The 14817-nt window shown below is 58.6% G+C and carries 17 protein-coding genes; 6 read left to right on the top strand and 11 right to left on the bottom strand.

Features of this window, described 5'->3' with window-relative positions:
* Positions 1-1080: 1080 nt before the first annotated feature.
* Both BM190_RS41330 and BM190_RS32125 read right to left on the bottom strand, forming a co-directional pair.
* Positions 1081-1455, bottom strand: a complete 375-nt coding sequence (locus tag BM190_RS41330; RefSeq protein WP_244550784.1) for a hypothetical protein — start codon at positions 1453-1455, stop codon at positions 1081-1083.
* Between the two features lie 832 nt (positions 1456-2287).
* The gene (locus BM190_RS32125; protein WP_049814819.1) at positions 2288-2530 is read right to left on the bottom strand and encodes a PilZ domain-containing protein; all 243 of its coding nucleotides are present in this window, start codon (positions 2528-2530) and stop codon (positions 2288-2290) included.
* Between the two features lie 738 nt (positions 2531-3268).
* Here BM190_RS32125 and BM190_RS41325 point away from each other — a divergent pair.
* Complete coding sequence (locus BM190_RS41325) at positions 3269-3529, top strand: transglutaminase-like cysteine peptidase (protein WP_349516883.1); 261 nt, start codon at positions 3269-3271, stop codon at positions 3527-3529.
* 964 nt (positions 3530-4493) lie between these two features.
* Here the strand turns inward: BM190_RS41325 and BM190_RS41965 are convergent.
* Entirely contained in the window at positions 4494-4760 is a 267-nt protein-coding gene (locus BM190_RS41965; protein ID WP_177237420.1) for a calcium-binding protein, read from the bottom strand.
* Positions 4761-4985: 225 nt separating this feature from the next.
* Here BM190_RS41965 and BM190_RS41960 point away from each other — a divergent pair, with 225 nt between their 5' ends.
* Together BM190_RS41960 and BM190_RS41955 are read left to right on the top strand one after the other, a co-directional pair.
* Positions 4986-5480: a DUF968 domain-containing protein gene (locus BM190_RS41960; RefSeq protein WP_092261648.1), complete on the top strand. Its 495-nt coding sequence runs from the start codon at positions 4986-4988 to the stop codon at positions 5478-5480.
* A gap of 289 nt (positions 5481-5769) precedes the next feature.
* Entirely contained in the window at positions 5770-6159 is a 390-nt protein-coding gene (locus BM190_RS41955) for a hypothetical protein (protein WP_177237419.1), read from the top strand.
* 249 nt (positions 6160-6408) lie between these two features.
* Here BM190_RS41955 and BM190_RS32095 read toward each other — a convergent pair whose 3' ends face one another.
* Genes BM190_RS32095 through BM190_RS32085 form a run of 3 tightly spaced genes read right to left on the bottom strand, consistent with a single transcriptional unit; the run spans position 6409 to position 8967 of the window.
* A complete protein-coding gene (locus tag BM190_RS32095; RefSeq protein WP_092261646.1) occupies positions 6409-6984 on the bottom strand; it encodes a hypothetical protein in 576 nt (191 codons plus the stop codon).
* Positions 6981-8123, bottom strand: coding sequence for an ERF family protein (locus BM190_RS32090; RefSeq protein ID WP_092261645.1), 1143 nt, complete (start codon positions 8121-8123; stop codon positions 6981-6983). The genes BM190_RS32095 and BM190_RS32090 overlap by 4 nt, the downstream gene beginning before the upstream one ends.
* Entirely contained in the window at positions 8107-8967 is an 861-nt protein-coding gene (locus BM190_RS32085; RefSeq protein ID WP_092261750.1) for a YqaJ viral recombinase family protein, read from the bottom strand. The genes BM190_RS32090 and BM190_RS32085 overlap by 17 nt, the downstream gene beginning before the upstream one ends.
* Before the next feature lie 189 nt (positions 8968-9156).
* On the opposite strand from BM190_RS32085, the gene BM190_RS32080 reads away from it, so the two are divergent.
* A complete protein-coding gene (locus tag BM190_RS32080) occupies positions 9157-9603 on the top strand; it encodes a PIN domain-containing protein (protein WP_244550783.1) in 447 nt (148 codons plus the stop codon).
* 92 nt (positions 9604-9695) lie between these two features.
* Here BM190_RS32080 and BM190_RS32075 read toward each other — a convergent pair whose 3' ends face one another.
* Entirely contained in the window at positions 9696-9962 is a 267-nt protein-coding gene (locus tag BM190_RS32075; protein WP_092261643.1) for a helix-turn-helix domain-containing protein, read from the bottom strand.
* Between the two features lie 114 nt (positions 9963-10076).
* Between BM190_RS32075 and BM190_RS32070 the strand changes: the two genes are divergently transcribed.
* Positions 10077-11006 carry a restriction endonuclease gene (locus BM190_RS32070; protein ID WP_092261642.1) on the top strand — a complete coding sequence of 310 codons (930 nt, stop codon included), beginning with the start codon at positions 10077-10079 and terminating at the stop codon, positions 11004-11006.
* A 79-nt stretch (positions 11007-11085) separates the two neighbouring features.
* Here the strand turns inward: BM190_RS32070 and BM190_RS32065 are convergent, their stop codons facing one another.
* From BM190_RS32065 to BM190_RS32055, 3 genes are all read right to left on the bottom strand, one after another.
* A complete protein-coding gene (locus BM190_RS32065; protein ID WP_092261641.1) occupies positions 11086-11511 on the bottom strand; it encodes a DUF5681 domain-containing protein in 426 nt (141 codons plus the stop codon).
* Entirely contained in the window at positions 11508-12869 is a 1362-nt protein-coding gene (locus BM190_RS32060) for a DNA modification methylase (RefSeq protein WP_092261640.1), read from the bottom strand. Before BM190_RS32060 ends, BM190_RS32065 begins: the two co-directional genes overlap by 4 nt.
* Positions 12870-13133: 264 nt before the next feature.
* Positions 13134-13769 carry a hypothetical protein gene (locus tag BM190_RS32055; protein ID WP_092261639.1) on the bottom strand — a complete coding sequence of 212 codons (636 nt, stop codon included), beginning with the start codon at positions 13767-13769 and terminating at the stop codon, positions 13134-13136.
* A 411-nt stretch (positions 13770-14180) separates the two neighbouring features.
* Here BM190_RS32055 and BM190_RS32050 point away from each other — a divergent pair, with 411 nt between their 5' ends.
* The gene (locus BM190_RS32050; RefSeq protein WP_143109114.1) at positions 14181-14405 is read left to right on the top strand and encodes a hypothetical protein; all 225 of its coding nucleotides are present in this window, start codon (positions 14181-14183) and stop codon (positions 14403-14405) included.
* Between the two features lie 104 nt (positions 14406-14509).
* On the opposite strand, the gene BM190_RS40755 is transcribed toward BM190_RS32050, so the two are convergent.
* Positions 14510-14674 carry a hypothetical protein gene (locus BM190_RS40755; protein WP_161500021.1) on the bottom strand — a complete coding sequence of 55 codons (165 nt, stop codon included), beginning with the start codon at positions 14672-14674 and terminating at the stop codon, positions 14510-14512.
* Positions 14675-14817 lie beyond the last annotated feature (143 nt).

The raw sequence follows: 14817 nt of genomic DNA, 5'->3' as shown, positions 1-14817 counted from the left end.
CTGAAATTTCTTGATTGTTAAGCGAAGTATATTGCGATGCAATGGAAGTGCCATGATGATTGTGAGGCAATCGATGCACAATCGTGGAGCAGGGATACGTTCGATCTCGATGGGCCGCTTGAGTCTCCGTGGCCTTTAGTTTTTGCGAGATCTATTCCCCAAGACTGTTCGCGGAAAGATGACTGTCGCTTGGCCGATTTGTGCGCCCAGCAATATTGCCAGCTCCCGTCCTGTTTGAATCGCTCCTGAACGGCAAGGCGTTTAGATTTCGACGACATCCTGAAAGTCCACAAAGCTCGATAGAAAGTCCGGCTCCCAGTATTGCAATCGCGCGTTGCTCCTCTGCGTCGAGATCAGCCCAGGAGGTGCCTTCCATCACGCGACCTCAGAAGTTTGTCAAAGGGGGCTAGAACAAATGGGTGCATGATTTGCCACAGCATATCCGCGGGGGCCTCAATGTACCGATCGTTGGTTAAATACCGATCCAGTTGCGCTGTGCTACTCAAAGTGTCGATTGATCAAACTCGCCCGCAAGGGAGCTGGTGTATCGAGGATCGCAGCCGAAAGTTCGTCAGACGAACGTCGCGGACCGTCGGGATACTGCTGAAGAAGTAGCTGCCGCGGAGTATGCGCCAGCCCCATGAACGTAGGGCGCCGTTCTACAGCCCAAATCCGCGGCCAATCTCTCGAGCAAGCCTGAACGCCGCGTCGGTATTGCGGCCATAGAAAAACGCTCGATCGAGCTGCGAAAAGATGCCCATTCCAAATAGCGCGACGGCAAGGCCTCGAGGCATGGCTGTGGACCGGGTTGAACGATACAGCGAAAGGTTCAAAACGGCCGCAGTCGCACGTTGGGAGAACAGCCGGGGCCGACATTCCCATTCCATGTGCCGTAATCAGCGGTAATCGGCACGCTGCCGTTAGCCAAGCTAATGAATTCTTTCGCTCATTGCTGTTCAAGCCCCGAGCCGTTGGCCTCATCTAAGGCGCCGCCATGGATCGCTCCCACCATCCCAGGCAGCTCCTCCATCGAAAGAGCATGGTGCGACGCGGACGGGAGTTAGATCGCCATGAAATTTGCTAATCGGCCCATTGCGGGAACAAACGTCCGCTAGTGCGGCTTACTCGGCCTTGCTGTTTGCGGAAGCGCAGCAATCGACCGTAGACCGCCAAGCGAGTGCGTCCCAGTTCCTGGCCAACCTCGCTTGCGGTCATGCCACTTTCGATGAGCTTCAGAAGCTGCGCTTCTTCCTCGGGTGACCACGGGCGTGTTTCAAGTCTATTGTTGGACATCGTCGATCCCATGCCGGGGATAGCACCGTGAAAACCATTCTTGATTAGTTTGTCGTCAAGACTATTCGAACGATACCTAATGCGATTGTCATTCGCCCAAATTAGTCGGCAACTATATACGGCGCGATCTTTTTCGAGCATTAATTTGAATGTGGGATTCACGAAACGCTTCCATGGAAGCTCGATTGCCGCCCCTTGTTGACCACGCGGCAGCGTGAACTGGCGCCGTCGCCAAGCATGTAGGCGACCTCGTCAACATCAATGCGCTCAAGCTTCCGACGTTCTGTCGTTTATGTCGCACGCCAATGAAGCTCATTCGCCCGATGTGCATCTTTTGTCTAGCAACTGAAATTGTCGAGCGATCTGCGTTGCCAAGGCTGATCGCTCTCTGGCCAGGAGTCTTCTTTGCTCATTCATGTCGTGTCCATCACGTTCAAGCACCTCAATCAAGATCGCTTGGTTTTCAACGCTTAGTTGCTTCGCCGCAATTTCGCGTGAAATAACTGCTAGTTCATGGTTACAATCTGAGGTCACAGTAATCCCAGGGCCTGATGATCTGTCGGTAAAGTAAAACTACATCCTACCTGACCGACCCTGCCAAAATATTACGAAGAGGCGCACCCACTGGCTTTATCCTGGATGCATCCTGTTACCTTTGTCTCGAACCAGCGACCGCGCCGTCCGTGTTCATAGCCAGAGATTCAGCGATGTAGGCGCGTGAGAACTGGCAAGTGGCCGAATGCCTGGGGTCATCGAGGTTCGGGAGTAGCATTTCATTCGAACCGAAACGGCGCCTGATAGAATACGATTGTCGATCTTCGCCCGTTAGCCGGGCGTCTAACGCGCAGCTTACGAGATTGATTTCCCGACTACGAAGACTGAGGTACGCGCCGAAGTTTTTCTGGAGCGTACACTTTAGTTGAGGTGTGGCAGGGTCCACACAGAGTTACGCCTCTGGTGCGCGAGAAGTCAGACTGAACTTTACGACAACGTCTCAAGCTGACCCAAAAGCGATCCCAATCCGTCTGTTGGAGCGCCACACCGCTCGGCACGGCCGCTGCAATTCCGCCGTCGGAATGCTCAGCATGAACTCGTGCGGAATTCCAATCTGGCTCGGCACCTCCAAATGTGCCCCGCTCTCCGACAGATCACGTACGACGCAGCTGAACGCGCCGCCGGGAAATTCGATCATAGCGGCTTTGAAGACGCGCCGCCGGCGTACTTTGCGCTTTTCCATGACCGCGAGACTGCGCGACACGTATGAGAAGTTGTTGAAAGTTGGCGCGGAAAGTCCCACTCGAATCCTAGGGCGCAATTAAGGATGCGCTAATCGCCGGGTTTGGCCCTCCGACCTCCCGTTTGTTGGAAGTGGAAGGGGAAGTGACAGAGTGCCGGTCCGCGGCGAACGTTCGTCAAGTCATGCTGCTTCGTCGGCAGTCCCTTGAAGTTCAAAGGCTCGGTCCTTTATTGCCCGTGCCCGGCCTTAGCGCAGAGCGCCACGAAGTCTGCTTCATGTAGGTGACTCGAACAGGGCAGTTCGAGCGGTCCGAGGCAGTCCCTAAGCAGATTCCGGCTGAGCGCCGTTTGCGGGCCGCCGTGGCCTTCGTAGTCGATCGCGACGACGGTAGACACGGCTGACCCGGCGGGGACGCCCGCGTTTTACAGTGAACGTCGCAGTTTGGAGGGCTGCTCTGGGCCAAGTTGATTTTTAAAGTGACAGAGCTCAGATATTTGCCTAACTCTTACTCATAAACACCTCGGGGGGGCACGATGGAGTTGTTTAGAGCCGAAAAGATTGGCGAGATCGAAAGCCGGCCAAATAGAAAGTGTAGATTTTGCGGAAGAACGCTCCGCCTACTGAAGGTAGTGCATTTCCCAGATCGGGAAAAAACCGTACGCTCATTCGAATGCGAATGCGGCGACCGTATTTGGGACGATTAAAATCCCGCTGGTTGGCAAGAGCGTTACATTTCGTTTGAACGTTTCGAGCTGGGTCCTCATTAATTCGACGGTCAACTTCGGTATCGTCCCCAAAAGTCCGCCCGCAAGTCAACGAGACCTGCAATGGGAGATATTTCCTTACCACGGCAACTGCGGCGATTATGCTGTTACCAAACACCATCTGTTGCTCCGGGCCGGTTGGCCCAGCTCAGCTTTGCTTCTGGCGGAAGTCGTCATCCGATCGACTGCAGAGCACCACCTTGTACTCCTGGTGCGCGAGGCAAGAGCTACCTGAGCCCAGTCGTCATGTCACTGACGGACGCCTTAGACTGATATCCTGTCCTGCGTGCGCAGTCTGGAGCAGATTTGCGTCGTTGGCGGACTTTCAATAAGGCGTGCCGCCACGAACGAAACGAGTTCAGCAAAACTTCGGATGACATCAAGCCGGACGGCCGACCATTGCACAGCTGCGATCCTCGGGATGTGCTGGCGGGACTACGGGGGTACATCGGATCGCAGCCAGCACGGAGTTTTGGTGCTGATCACCCGTTGATTTAACCATCCATTAACCAATTTCCATCAAGTTCCCTTAGCGGAACCGGGTGCCTTGTGCCGCTTGCATTGGGACCCCGAATGTCTCGACGATTTCTCATGACAGCCATAAGTGCCGCCTGTTTGCTCACAGGCTGCGCAACTGCGCCATTAGCGCCGAGCTCTGCGATTGCCTGGGATGGATTGGGCCGCAATCCCAATCTACCTCACACGACGAGGCGCGTGACCAGTTCGCCGATTGCATACGAACACAGCAAGGAACGAGAGAGAGTATTACTTGCCCTTCGTCCATATTCAGAGGCGTGGTGGGCCGTACACGACGAGATTGAAGGGGAAAACGATCGGCAGCTCAGCAGGAAGTTGGTGATCTGTCATGGCTGTCTTACTCATCCGCCATCCGATTCAACTGGATCTATTTCCAAACAACAATCGACCAAGTGAGGCGGCACGCTGCCAATTCGGCCTGCTCGAGCGATCCCACTCAGGGGCCGACAAACCGAAGAACGACATTTCGACAAAAGCCCTGACAACTGACGCGCCTAGTCGTCGAGCGTGCGCCCTTGCCGCTAACCTTCAGGCATCTTCCTCGTTAAGCCCAATTGAGGTCAAAGCCATGCAACAAATGAATAATCCAGGCATGTGTCACACTCTCGATCGCTTATCGACTCCGCCGGCATAGTGGACGGACCAATCGTCTGCCTTAATCGTCAGATACGCGCTTGCGCCATAACCCTTGAAAAGCAACTTGGCGTGCTCAGCTGTTGAAGTTGGATACACATGGGGAAGTCAGCGATCGTATCGTGTCTGCTTCCCTTGCCACAGACGAAGGTGTCGTTTCCTCCGCCTCCAAACAACCAATCGTCGCCTCCTTCCCCATGATAGCGGTACTTGCAGCACCGACGACATAGCTGTCGTCCCCGGCCGCCGCCGACAAGTGTGTTACCCGTCCCGCCCGCCTTGAGATTGTCGTTCATGGCGACGTACTGATCAGCGGCGGTGCCACTCCAATATCTGAGAGCGGTGCTGCTGGTCGGGCAGAGCTCCTGGAAGGTGGAAATTATCACTCACGAAATCGGAGATCGCTGTCCCGAAGACCAGTATCTTACAAGACGTCAACTTCGACGTCGGATCCGACCTGCCATTGCTGCCGTGATTTCGCCAAACGAAGTGAAGCTAAAGCCATCCAGCTTGACTTCGTCATGATCAATGGCACTTCCTGGATGGAAATCGGTGATGATATCAGTATAGCAGCCTGTCTCAGCGATTGGACGGTTTCCACTTGTCAACGTCCTTCGCAGATCTCCTGCGATGTTCACGCGCCTGCCAACGCCTCTCCTGGAGAGCAGACGAGTCTTACCTTCCCCAAAGAGCGGCCGCGACGATGGAGCAAGGATCATCTTCCTTTTATACGCAGCCAAGTCTGTCTGGTTTGTCAGAAGACACCTGCTGATGCGCATCACCTGAAGTTTGCTCAACCACGCACCTTGGGTCGCAAAGTCAGCGACGAGTGCACGGAGCCGCTCTGCCGAGCGCATCATCAATCCCTGCACCGACACGGAGACGAAAGAGCCTGGTGGACCAACCTGCAAATTTCGCCGAGGCCAATCGCAAAGCAGCGTTGGGATGGCAGCCCCGTCGATCTGGCGAACGGAGCAACAGTTGCTGCACCGCCTTCGCGCCCGCAAGGTCAATGAATGGACCTGTCAACCTTCCTCAACCACAGTCGGTCAGCGTCTTGCCGCCTCGGTTCGAGGCGTTGTGTCCTCCGCCGCAACTTCTTCCCGGAGAGAACATCGACAACTATCAGACTCTTCAGGCTGTCATCTTCCGCGACCCCGATCCCCAGTCTGCCATCGAATGGCTGCTCGCTATAGACGTTGTAGAACTCTCCTGGGAGATGCAACGCCACCGGGTTCTGCGGCATAGGCCCCTGAGCACCTATCGCAAAAAGGCCCGGCGAGATGACACTTCGCCGCGTCGATCTTGCTGGCATTGCCCCGATCCGATCGCTCTCTTGAAGTTAAAGTGGCTCGGCCTGATGATGGGATCTCATCTGACGGCTGCTGCTTCCGGAGGCGCGTTATTCTAGAGGAGCAGATCAGCGATGCGTATTCGCCTGAGTCTTCTCAGTCTTCCGAAGCTGCGAAGATAATAGCCCTGCCTCTGAACGGCCTTCTTGATTTCGTCGCTGACCTTGTGAACTCTGCTTCTGCTCCTCCGCCATTTTTTGGAAGAGTAGGGCTGGGGCATTGGGGAGCCATTGCTTATGACGAGAAAGTCCCGCTTGCCGTTGCAATAGACATCAAACATGTCTCACCCGCAGTTCATATTGATCAGAGCAAAAATTGTTTTGTGATAGCCGCTCTAGTTTAGTGGCTGAAATCCTAATCGGGTGGTAGCTTTGTAATGTTGGGCGATTTTTTCTCCCGCCGGCGTTGCGGACACAAGATCGGCTGGGAACCTGCCTGACTTGTTGATATCGGGAAACGTCAGTGCTGCTAAGCGGCAAACGCGTTCTGTTTTTATGCTGTCCGTATGCCACGCCAATGACGACATAGCCGCTGTCGAACACCTGCCAGGCGGATGCCGACCGACGGCGGGCCCCTTAGGCTGATGAATCGTTCAGCGCAGCCGGCGCATCGGTCCACTTAAGAAGCGCTGATTCCTGATCTCACGAAGCAGCAACATTCGTTTGGTCTGAGCAGCATTGAGCAGGCCCTCGAACAGAGCCAAGACCTCACGCGCCTGAACGTAGACTTCGGTAGTGATCGCGTCTTGATCGAAGCCATAAGCAGCAAGGCGGGCGTCGATCTCGGTCGCGGCGACCGGATCAATGCGCCAACTCAAGGCATTTTGCTGGGTGTAGTATTCGGCTTGATCTTCGAAGTTGGGATCGATCCCGATTATATCGATGCGCCGCAGCGCCGCCTCAACCGCCTTTTGGCGATAGCTCTCGAGCAATTTATGCCGCAACATGCGGTAGCGCTGGATGTCCCAGGACAGCTCGGCGACATCGATCGCAAGCAGCCACTCGATGGCGGACCGTGGCGCAAGATCTGTGAAGATCGCCTGCCGGAGCGCCTCGTAGTGTTCGAGTTGTTCGCCCGGCAGCAGCAGGGGCGGGGGCGCCAAGGACTCAAACTCGACCGGGAGCGCCGTGACGGTGAGCTCGCGCGCGGTTTGGAATAGACCGTTCATCCGGCGGCCTCCGAATCCAGGTTTGCCGCAAGCGACGCGGCGCCGACGGCGACGTTGGCGGGATCGTGGACGGGGCTCGCCGCCCACAGCTCCTGCGCCACCGGCAGCGGCGAGATCTGCAGGTTGGCCCACCACGCCCGTTCATTGCCGTGCTGATGCAGCTCCTGGTGATGCGCGCGGCACAGGGGGACAGTGAACTCATCGCTGACCTTGCGGCCGAGCGCCCGGGTTTGAGCGAATTTCAGATGATGGGCATCGCACGGGATTTGCTGGCACACCAGACAGGGCTGCTCCCTAACAAACAACAGGTGCGCCTTGCTGCGTTTGCGGGACGGCTCCTTGGGATAGGCGAGCCCGGCCTCGGGTAGCGTTGGCTGCAGCGCAGCCTCGGCGTCAGCAGCAGGCGCTGCTGGCAGGCTTGGCGTGCCATTCAAGTCGGCCGTCGGCTCGGCCTGAGCACGGCCAGCGTCCTCAAGCTTGGCCTGATAAGCTGCCTCGACGTGCCGGGCATCCGGCTCCTGCAGGCTGTTCTTGAGCGGGAGGCTCGCCATGGCCCAGCTGAGCAGATCGGTGCTGGCAGGCAGCGCTTCGAGCTGGCGCAACAGCTGCTCCCGGAGTGCGGCGGACTCCCCCGGCCGCAGCACCGGGGCCCGGTTGAGAGCGCCCTTGCCGGGCGAGGCCTTGAGGTTAGGTGGTGCGGGAGAACCGGCGGCCGTATCCGGGGCGTCCAGATCGTCCTCGCCGGCAATCCCGACCAGCGCGAACAGGGCGTAGCGTCGGGCGTAGGTGAGCGCCGCACCCATGCGATGCGGCGCCTCGATGTCCCGTGCGGCGCAGACCGGCCAGTCCGAGGAGATCCACTCGCCGGAGGAATGGGCGAGCAGGGTGGTGAGGTGGATGTGGCCGGTGGTCTCCTCGACCCGGGTGGTCTGGATGGTGGCGATCTCCTGCTGGCTGAGCGTCTTGCGCACGATGTCGAGGCCGCTCGCCAGCGAGGCGTAGCGAAAGGTGCGGTCGTCATCGCGCAGGAACGGGGAGCGGATCTGAGCGGTCAGAGTCTTTTCCGGATTGGTCAGTTCGGCTTGCGCGCGGGCCAAGGCTGCTGCGATCGCGCCGATATGCTCACTGGCCTGGTGCATGGACGGCCTCCATCTCAACCGGATCAAAGCTGACGGCGCCGGCCTTTGAGCGCTTGGCGCGAACGCCGTGGCCAAACGCTTCCTTGGCATCCTCCGGCAGCAGCTTCTTGAGCTCGGTCTTGGCCAGCTCATGCTCGCCATGGGCCTCGCGGGTGCGCAGATAGGTCGCCGCGCATTCGGCCCACAGATTGGAGGCGGTCATGTCGACGACCTTGACGGCGGCAAGCCGCGGCCGTGGGGTTTCGATGGCGAACAGCAGCGGCGGCTCGCCGCACTGCACGCAGCGCCAGAACTTCTTTTCCGCGGTCAGCAGCAGGTGCTGATAGAGCGGGTCGGCATGCACGGTGATCTCGACCCATTTGCCGCCGCCGGTGATGATCGAGAGCACGGCCGAGCGCGCCGCGACCACCCACATGTTGTGCTGCAGCTGCGCCATGTGCTTCTCGGCCGCTGCCTCTTCGGTAAAGGCCCAGGGCAGCATGAACTTGGCCTCGAACACCGCGCCGGTCGGCGCAACGATGCCGTCCAGGGTGGCCGCCATCCAGGCGTGGACGGGGTGCCGAACCCGCTTCTGGATGTCGGTGATCGCTTGCCCGGTGGCGCTCTGGTACCAACTGCGGTTGAGGTCTTCGGTGGCACTCCCAAGCTGAACGATCAGGTTGCGAGACAAATCTTGCGGCGCGATCTCGCCGCGTTTTTCCCGCCACAGGCGCAGGAGCTCTTCCTGGTCCTGGCCCATGATGATGCGGGCGTCCGAGCCGCCGATGAAGGCGCGGCGGTCGTGGCGGTTGAAGGTGATGACGGAGGGGGGCGCCGTGGCGCCGTCGGATGCAAATGTGGTCACCGGTCTCTCCTGGGTTGACGCGGCTTGCCGCCGCACCACCAAAAGCCCCGCCACTGCGAGGGGAGAGACCGGGGCCAAGGGCCCGCCGGCCGGTTTAATGATTAACGCTCCTTTTGCGCGGGAATGCCAGTCCTTTCTGCAGCAAAATCGCTGTTCTATGGGGCTGAAAACCCTTGATCTCTCAATGCGTTGGAGCGAGCTTCCGGCCGCCACGATCAGCATCGGCCGAGGGCCTCGGACATGGCGTCAATTCGACAAATCGAAGCCAATCGCAGCAACGCCAAGCGCAGCACGGGGCCGAAAACGGCGGCTGGAAAGACAAGGTCCAGCCGCAACGCCCTGCGCCATGGGCTGGCGCGGAGCGATATCAGTGATCCTGCCGAGGCGGAAAATCTTGCCGTCGCGATCGCTTCGGGGCTCGGGCATCTGGTCACGCCCGATGCGGCGATGGCGCTGGCGCGCTCCAAGCTGGCGCTGCTGCGGATCCGCAGCCTGCGGCAGGCGATGTTAGGCGCACTTTTGACCGGCCCGCTGGCGGTGGATCTGAAAGGCCTTCAAGGCCTGGAGCGCTACGACCGGGCTGCTTTGGTGCAGCAGAGGCGGGCGCTTCGCTTGCTCAGCCTCGAACGAGGTTGAGCCTGGTCACTTGGCTTCGTTCTGCACTTTCGGTCGAATGGCCCTGTGGTGCTGCGGCAAAGCTCCTCCACTGCGTACCGAAGGTGATGGGCTTAGCGCCTGGGATGCTTCGGCGCCGAACCACGAGCCGACAGAAAGTCGCGAAACAACTTTAACGGATCAACGCCCAGCGCCTGGGCGATGGCGACAAATTCCACGACGTCGATCCGCCGTTCGCCGCCTTCGTATTTGGCGATGAACGATTGCGGCCGGCCGAGCTTCTTGGCCAATGCATGCTGGCGGATGCCGGCCTGCTGTCGCGCTGCGACAAGAAGTTCGATCAGGCGGGCATGTTGCGCGGATCTTAGGGACTTCTGCATGACCGCCGGGCCAGGGAATCGGCGGCGGTCAATTTGATCCCGAAGATGGATTATCCCAAAACTGGATAAATTTGGCGGCCCGAGCTATCAGTGGCGGCAGCTACGGGGCACCTGATGAAGGTTTCAGCGACAACGGTTCGGTACATCAAGCTCGGCGCCGGCGGCCGCTGGGAGAACAGCCTGGACCGCGCTGAGCTGCACTTCGGCTATGGTTCGGTCAGCCATGAACTTGCCGTTGACGGCAACCGGGCGAAGATCATCGCGCATCTGATTGCGCTGGGCCGATCGCCACAAGCGGCGGGGCGCGACGCGCAGGAAGTCGCCGACTTCTACGAATTGGACGAAAGGTGTCTTTGGATCACAATCGCGCGCGATCATTTGTGGTGGACGTTTGCGGAGCGAGAGGTCACCTGGGTCAAACCTGAACCAACGCGTGCAGGCGAACGCTTCAGGAAGGCCATCGCCGGGTGGCGCAACACCGACATCAATGGGACCCCGCTCAAAATAAATTCGCTGAGCACCAAGCTAACCAAGGTCGCAAGCTATCGTCGGACGATCTGCGCCGTCAAAGCGCAGGACTACCTGCTACGGCGGATCAATGGCATCGAGGAGCCGATCGTCGCAAAGGCGAGCCAAGCCCGAACCGCGCTGCTCGAGGTGACGATCGAGGCCCTGCAGCTGCTGCACTGGGCCGATTTCGAAACCCTTGTTGACATCATCTTTGCGCGCAGTGGCTGGAACCGCGTCTCCGTGCTCGGCGGCACCAAGAAGCTGGTCGATCTCGAGCTGGAGCATGCGGTGATCAACGAGCGGGCAGCAGTTCAGGTCAAGTCGGCCGCCAGCCAAAAGACCTTGGATGCCTATATCCGCCGGATGGACGCCACCGAGCAGTTCGACCGGTTCTTCTTCATTTGTCATTCGCCAAAGGGGGCGCTGAGCGCCCCTGACGACCGCTCTGACATTCACGTCTGGACCGGTCGCGAGTTAGGTTCGACCATCATGCGGCTCGGGCTGCACGATTGGGTGATGGAGAGGCTCACCTAGCCACCCGCGATCGATCAGAGACGACTCAGCGCGAGGCTGCACGCTGGCCCGGACAGCGATCCACTGAATCTTCTCCGGACTACGGAAAAGAATCGTCAATCCCCTTGGCGCGGGTGAGGTCGGCCAGCGTTGTTTCCCGCATCCGATTGAAGTCGGCCCTTATCTCCTCTATCGACCTCGCGTCATAATCGCGTTCGATTCTTGCACTTTCGATTTCGCGAATTTGCTCGATCAGTTTCATTGTCATCCTCAAGACTTTCTCGTTGCCCTTGACCGCGAGATCGACTACTCGCTTCACCAATACTTCGTCTGTCTGGATGCGCAATCGCTGTCCATCTTCGACAATGGTTCGCTCCCGCTTCAACTCCCGCGCAAAAAGTTCAATCAAAGAGAGACATTTTTTCGGCCTGCCGCGTGGATTGCCGGACTGGCCCGGCTTGAAGCGTCGCTCTTTCGGAGGTTTTCCGTAGCCAACTGAGTAGTTTTCGGAGTTGCGCTTGGTCATTCCGCGCACTCCCGTTGCTTGTCTGCGGCGATCTCGTCGAACAGGCGCCCGGTTGGGACATGGACAGCGCTTTGCCCGGTGTGGCGTTGCCAGCGCCTTATCGCGACGTCAACGTAACGCGGCTCTAGCTCCGTCGCATAGAGGCGCCGGCCGACCCTTTCGGCTGCCAGCAACGTCGAGCCGCTGCCCAGGAAGTTGTCCAAAACAATGTCATTGCGTTCCGTGCAGTCGAGGATTGCATCGGCAAGCAACTGGACCGGCTTCACTGTTGGGTGCAAGGCAAGCAGGTTACCTTCTTCGCCCCTCCGTTCGAAGCTGTTGCATCCTGGATATTGCCATACATTGGTTCTGAAGCGACCATGTCGGCCGAGCTCGACGTTGTTGCGATGGGGCACCTTGCCGTGCTTAAAGACAAAGACGAATTCGTGCTGGCTGCGATAAAGTGATCCCATGCCAGCGTTTGATTTGACCCACGCGCATATGTTCTTGAGCTCGAGTCCAATTTGCGTAGCGGCAGCAAGAATCTCGGCGGAATGACGCCAATCCATGAAGATGTAGAGGAGGGATCCCTGGGAGAGGTGCTCGGTCGAGCGGCGAAGATAGCCGTTCAGGAATGCGGTAAACTCCTCGTTGGACATTTCGCCGGACGCCATCGCAAACTCGGGGTGGCGAATGCGTCCTTTGCCCGAGACGTGCCCTTGAATGGGGACATTGAACGGCGGATCGGTGATCACGGCGCGGGCGCGCGCGCCGGCCATGAGGGTGGAGAATGAATCGGACTGCAGCGCGCTTTGGCACATTATCCGATGTGGTCCGGCTTGCCAGAGATCGTTGAGAGCCGAGACCGTGGTCGGGAGAGCCGCAGGAACGATGTCGGCTGGGTCAGGAGACGGCTCAACCTGCAGAGATTCGAGGTTCTCGATGCGAAAATCGATCTCTCCCTGGGAGAAGCCCGCGACCTCGAGACTGAACCCGAGGTCGAGCTCAGAGAGCTCCTTGAAGGTTTCTGCAACGGCGCGATCGTCCCAAGGCGCTAGCTCGCCGAGCCGCTGCTCAGCAATCCGATAGAGTTCGAGTTTTTCGGGAGTGAGATGCGTGACCCGGATGACCGAGAGGTAGCGTAAGCCAAGCTGCAGCGCGCCAAGATACCAGATCAAACCGGCCACGATCACGCCCGCAGAATCGATGATAACAGGGCTGATCAAGCCCAGTGCCTCGATGCATTTCGCGTATTGTTTATTGTGGCGATCGGTGTGTTTGCGGACCAATCGCCGCGGCAGCGAAATTGCATCGATGGCAAGCCGCTCGACCGGTCCCACTTCTGTGAAGACCTCGTTGTGCTTCGATGATGTCGTCATGATTTACTCCTTTGGGTTGACCTTGGCGCCGCAGCGCGGATGTTGGGTCGCGTGCGAGCTTGTTAGAAACATCGATATAGGTTTCAATTGAACGTGCGTGCATCGTACTTTTCCCTTCGGCTCATTCAGTCCGCTCGCCCGTATGCGCGCGTCCGTGGCCGCGGTGGCTTCGCGAGCCCACCAGTCGCGCCAACCTGGTTTGAAGCGTTGATATGGGGTTCAATTAAAGGTGAGTGCATGGTCCTTCTCCTTCTATGCGGAGGTTCAGCTGCGTCCTCGCTTGCGCGGTCGCGTTTTGGCTAGCTGTTCTGACAATGCGTGTGCTGATCGCGTGAGTTCGAGCCAGGTCATGGAACGGCCCGGCTTTTCAATCCCACGCTTGAACGCCGCGCTCGGGTCCTCGAAAATCTCAACGTTCGGGGCGGGGTCTTCCGCTGTCCGTTGATCCGACCAAATTAGTAAAATTACCGGTGAGTTCGTGGCCAAAGCTAGGCTCCCAGGTTTGGCTTGCAGCCGGATCTGATCCGGATCGAACAACTTGGCGCGATCGAGCCTCATGATCTTTTTGTGCTGGCGTTCCAGCGCCGGCCTGATGCGCCGCAACGATTCGACGACAAACTTCTGTGGCCATCTGTGATTGAGCATTTGCAAGCCGATCAGCAAGGCAAAGCTCTCATATTCCGAAAACTGGATCTCACCGCCCTTGCCCGGAGCATCGCCAGTAACAAAAGCGTAGTTAGCCAGTTCGGGCCGGTTCGATTGCGGACGCACCTCCAACGCACGGTCGGTGTCCAACAGGCGTTTTAGGCGCGTCACCAGGTTCGCCTCTGACTTGGCGTCATTGGCGCCGAGCCCCGCCACAATGGCGTCCTTGACCTGGTTGCGCTTGTAGGCAGTCATTGGAGCATGATATCAGGTTACAAACGAGGCTGTCCAGAGGGTCTGGAAATCATGGTAGCTCCGCTCGCGCTACTGTTCGGGGAGGCGTAAGCCCGCTTGAGGTGCTCGCGGCGGCGTTCGACGTTCAGGCGTTGCACGTGGCGCAACGTCGTTCGCTGACGAAATTCCGATCGATAAGTCGATGCCCGGTCGTGAAATGCTGGGGGCGCGTGTCCATCAGTTGCAGCGATCAGCACCTCCAAGACCAGTGCCTTTTCGCTGCTGAGGCGTAAGCGCCCATTTCTGACACGTGATGTCAGTTGACGGCGGTCCGTGGTCGCCAGTTCCAGGGTGGGAGCTCATGGGGCGGCTAATGGGATCCCCATCAGACATGCGCTCGAGCACGTCCTGGAGATAGGCGAAGGGCTCGACATGTTTAGCCTACCGGTGGCGATGAGGGAGCAGACGGATGCCCAGCGGCCGGCGCCGCCCTCGGACTCGTCAAACAAGGTTTTTGCGGCCGAGCGTGATCGGCCGCGCTCAACGGTGTTGGTATGGAGTTCGATGCGCGCCACCGAAGCACAGATCGAGCGGGCGCGCCGTTGTTTGTCGAACGAATCGGTCAAAACAGAGCGCCGCCGCTCCTACAACGAATGAGCCTGATGCGATCCTCCGTAAGATGCCGCATCTCAGCCCCCCGCATCGGTCGAACGCGGACAGGCGTTTTTTCTTGCAAGAGATCGATGAAATTCGTCCGATCGTCATTTTTTCAGAAGTAACCCCATTTCTCGCGCCATCCGCTTGACTGAGCCGACATGCCGGCGAAGGGCCGCGGCAATCTCCGCCGCGCCGTACCGCCGGCGGCTCATTGCCGAAAGCTTCCTGCGTTCGAGGTCGCTCCATTCCTTCGGCTTCGATGCTTTCATGTTGTCATCTTGCCGCCGGCCCGAGGCAGGCAACATTGGGAAATTTACGGGTGCCATCTAGAGTTTGCCCGACAGGCCGAAGCGTGGATCGTCGAGGAGCGCCTGCCAGTATTCCAGCGGCAAATTGGTGAGGTGGAATAGCG

The organism is Bradyrhizobium sp. Rc3b (genome assembly GCF_900114915.1).
Lineage (GTDB): Bacteria > Pseudomonadota > Alphaproteobacteria > Rhizobiales > Xanthobacteraceae > Bradyrhizobium.
This window is presented reverse-complemented; position numbering and strand designations above follow the sequence as displayed.

Bases quoted from the DNA above. Each gene is read 5' to 3' on its own strand.
- BM190_RS32125 (WP_049814819.1), bottom strand. From the start codon at position 2,530: ATGGAAAAGCGCAAAGTACGCCGGCGGCGCGTCTTCAAAGCCGCTATG.
- BM190_RS41965 (WP_177237420.1), bottom strand. From the start codon at position 4,760: ATGAACGACAATCTCAAGGCGGGCGGGACGGGTAACACACTTGTCGGC.
- BM190_RS41960 (WP_092261648.1), top strand. From the start codon at position 4,986: ATGATCAATGGCACTTCCTGGATGGAAATCGGTGATGATATCAGTATA.
- BM190_RS32095 (WP_092261646.1), bottom strand. From the start codon at position 6,984: ATGAACGGTCTATTCCAAACCGCGCGCGAGCTCACCGTCACGGCGCTC.
- BM190_RS32090 (WP_092261645.1), bottom strand. From the start codon at position 8,123: ATGCACCAGGCCAGTGAGCATATCGGCGCGATCGCAGCAGCCTTGGCC.
- BM190_RS32075 (WP_092261643.1), bottom strand. From the start codon at position 9,962: ATGCAGAAGTCCCTAAGATCCGCGCAACATGCCCGCCTGATCGAACTT.
- BM190_RS32070 (WP_092261642.1), top strand. From the start codon at position 10,077: ATGAAGGTTTCAGCGACAACGGTTCGGTACATCAAGCTCGGCGCCGGC.
- BM190_RS32065 (WP_092261641.1), bottom strand. From the start codon at position 11,511: ATGACCAAGCGCAACTCCGAAAACTACTCAGTTGGCTACGGAAAACCT.
- BM190_RS32060 (WP_092261640.1), bottom strand. From the start codon at position 12,869: ATGACGACATCATCGAAGCACAACGAGGTCTTCACAGAAGTGGGACCG.
- BM190_RS32055 (WP_092261639.1), bottom strand. From the start codon at position 13,769: ATGACTGCCTACAAGCGCAACCAGGTCAAGGACGCCATTGTGGCGGGG.
- BM190_RS32050 (WP_143109114.1), top strand. From the start codon at position 14,181: ATGTTTAGCCTACCGGTGGCGATGAGGGAGCAGACGGATGCCCAGCGG.
- BM190_RS40755 (WP_161500021.1), bottom strand. From the start codon at position 14,674: ATGAAAGCATCGAAGCCGAAGGAATGGAGCGACCTCGAACGCAGGAAG.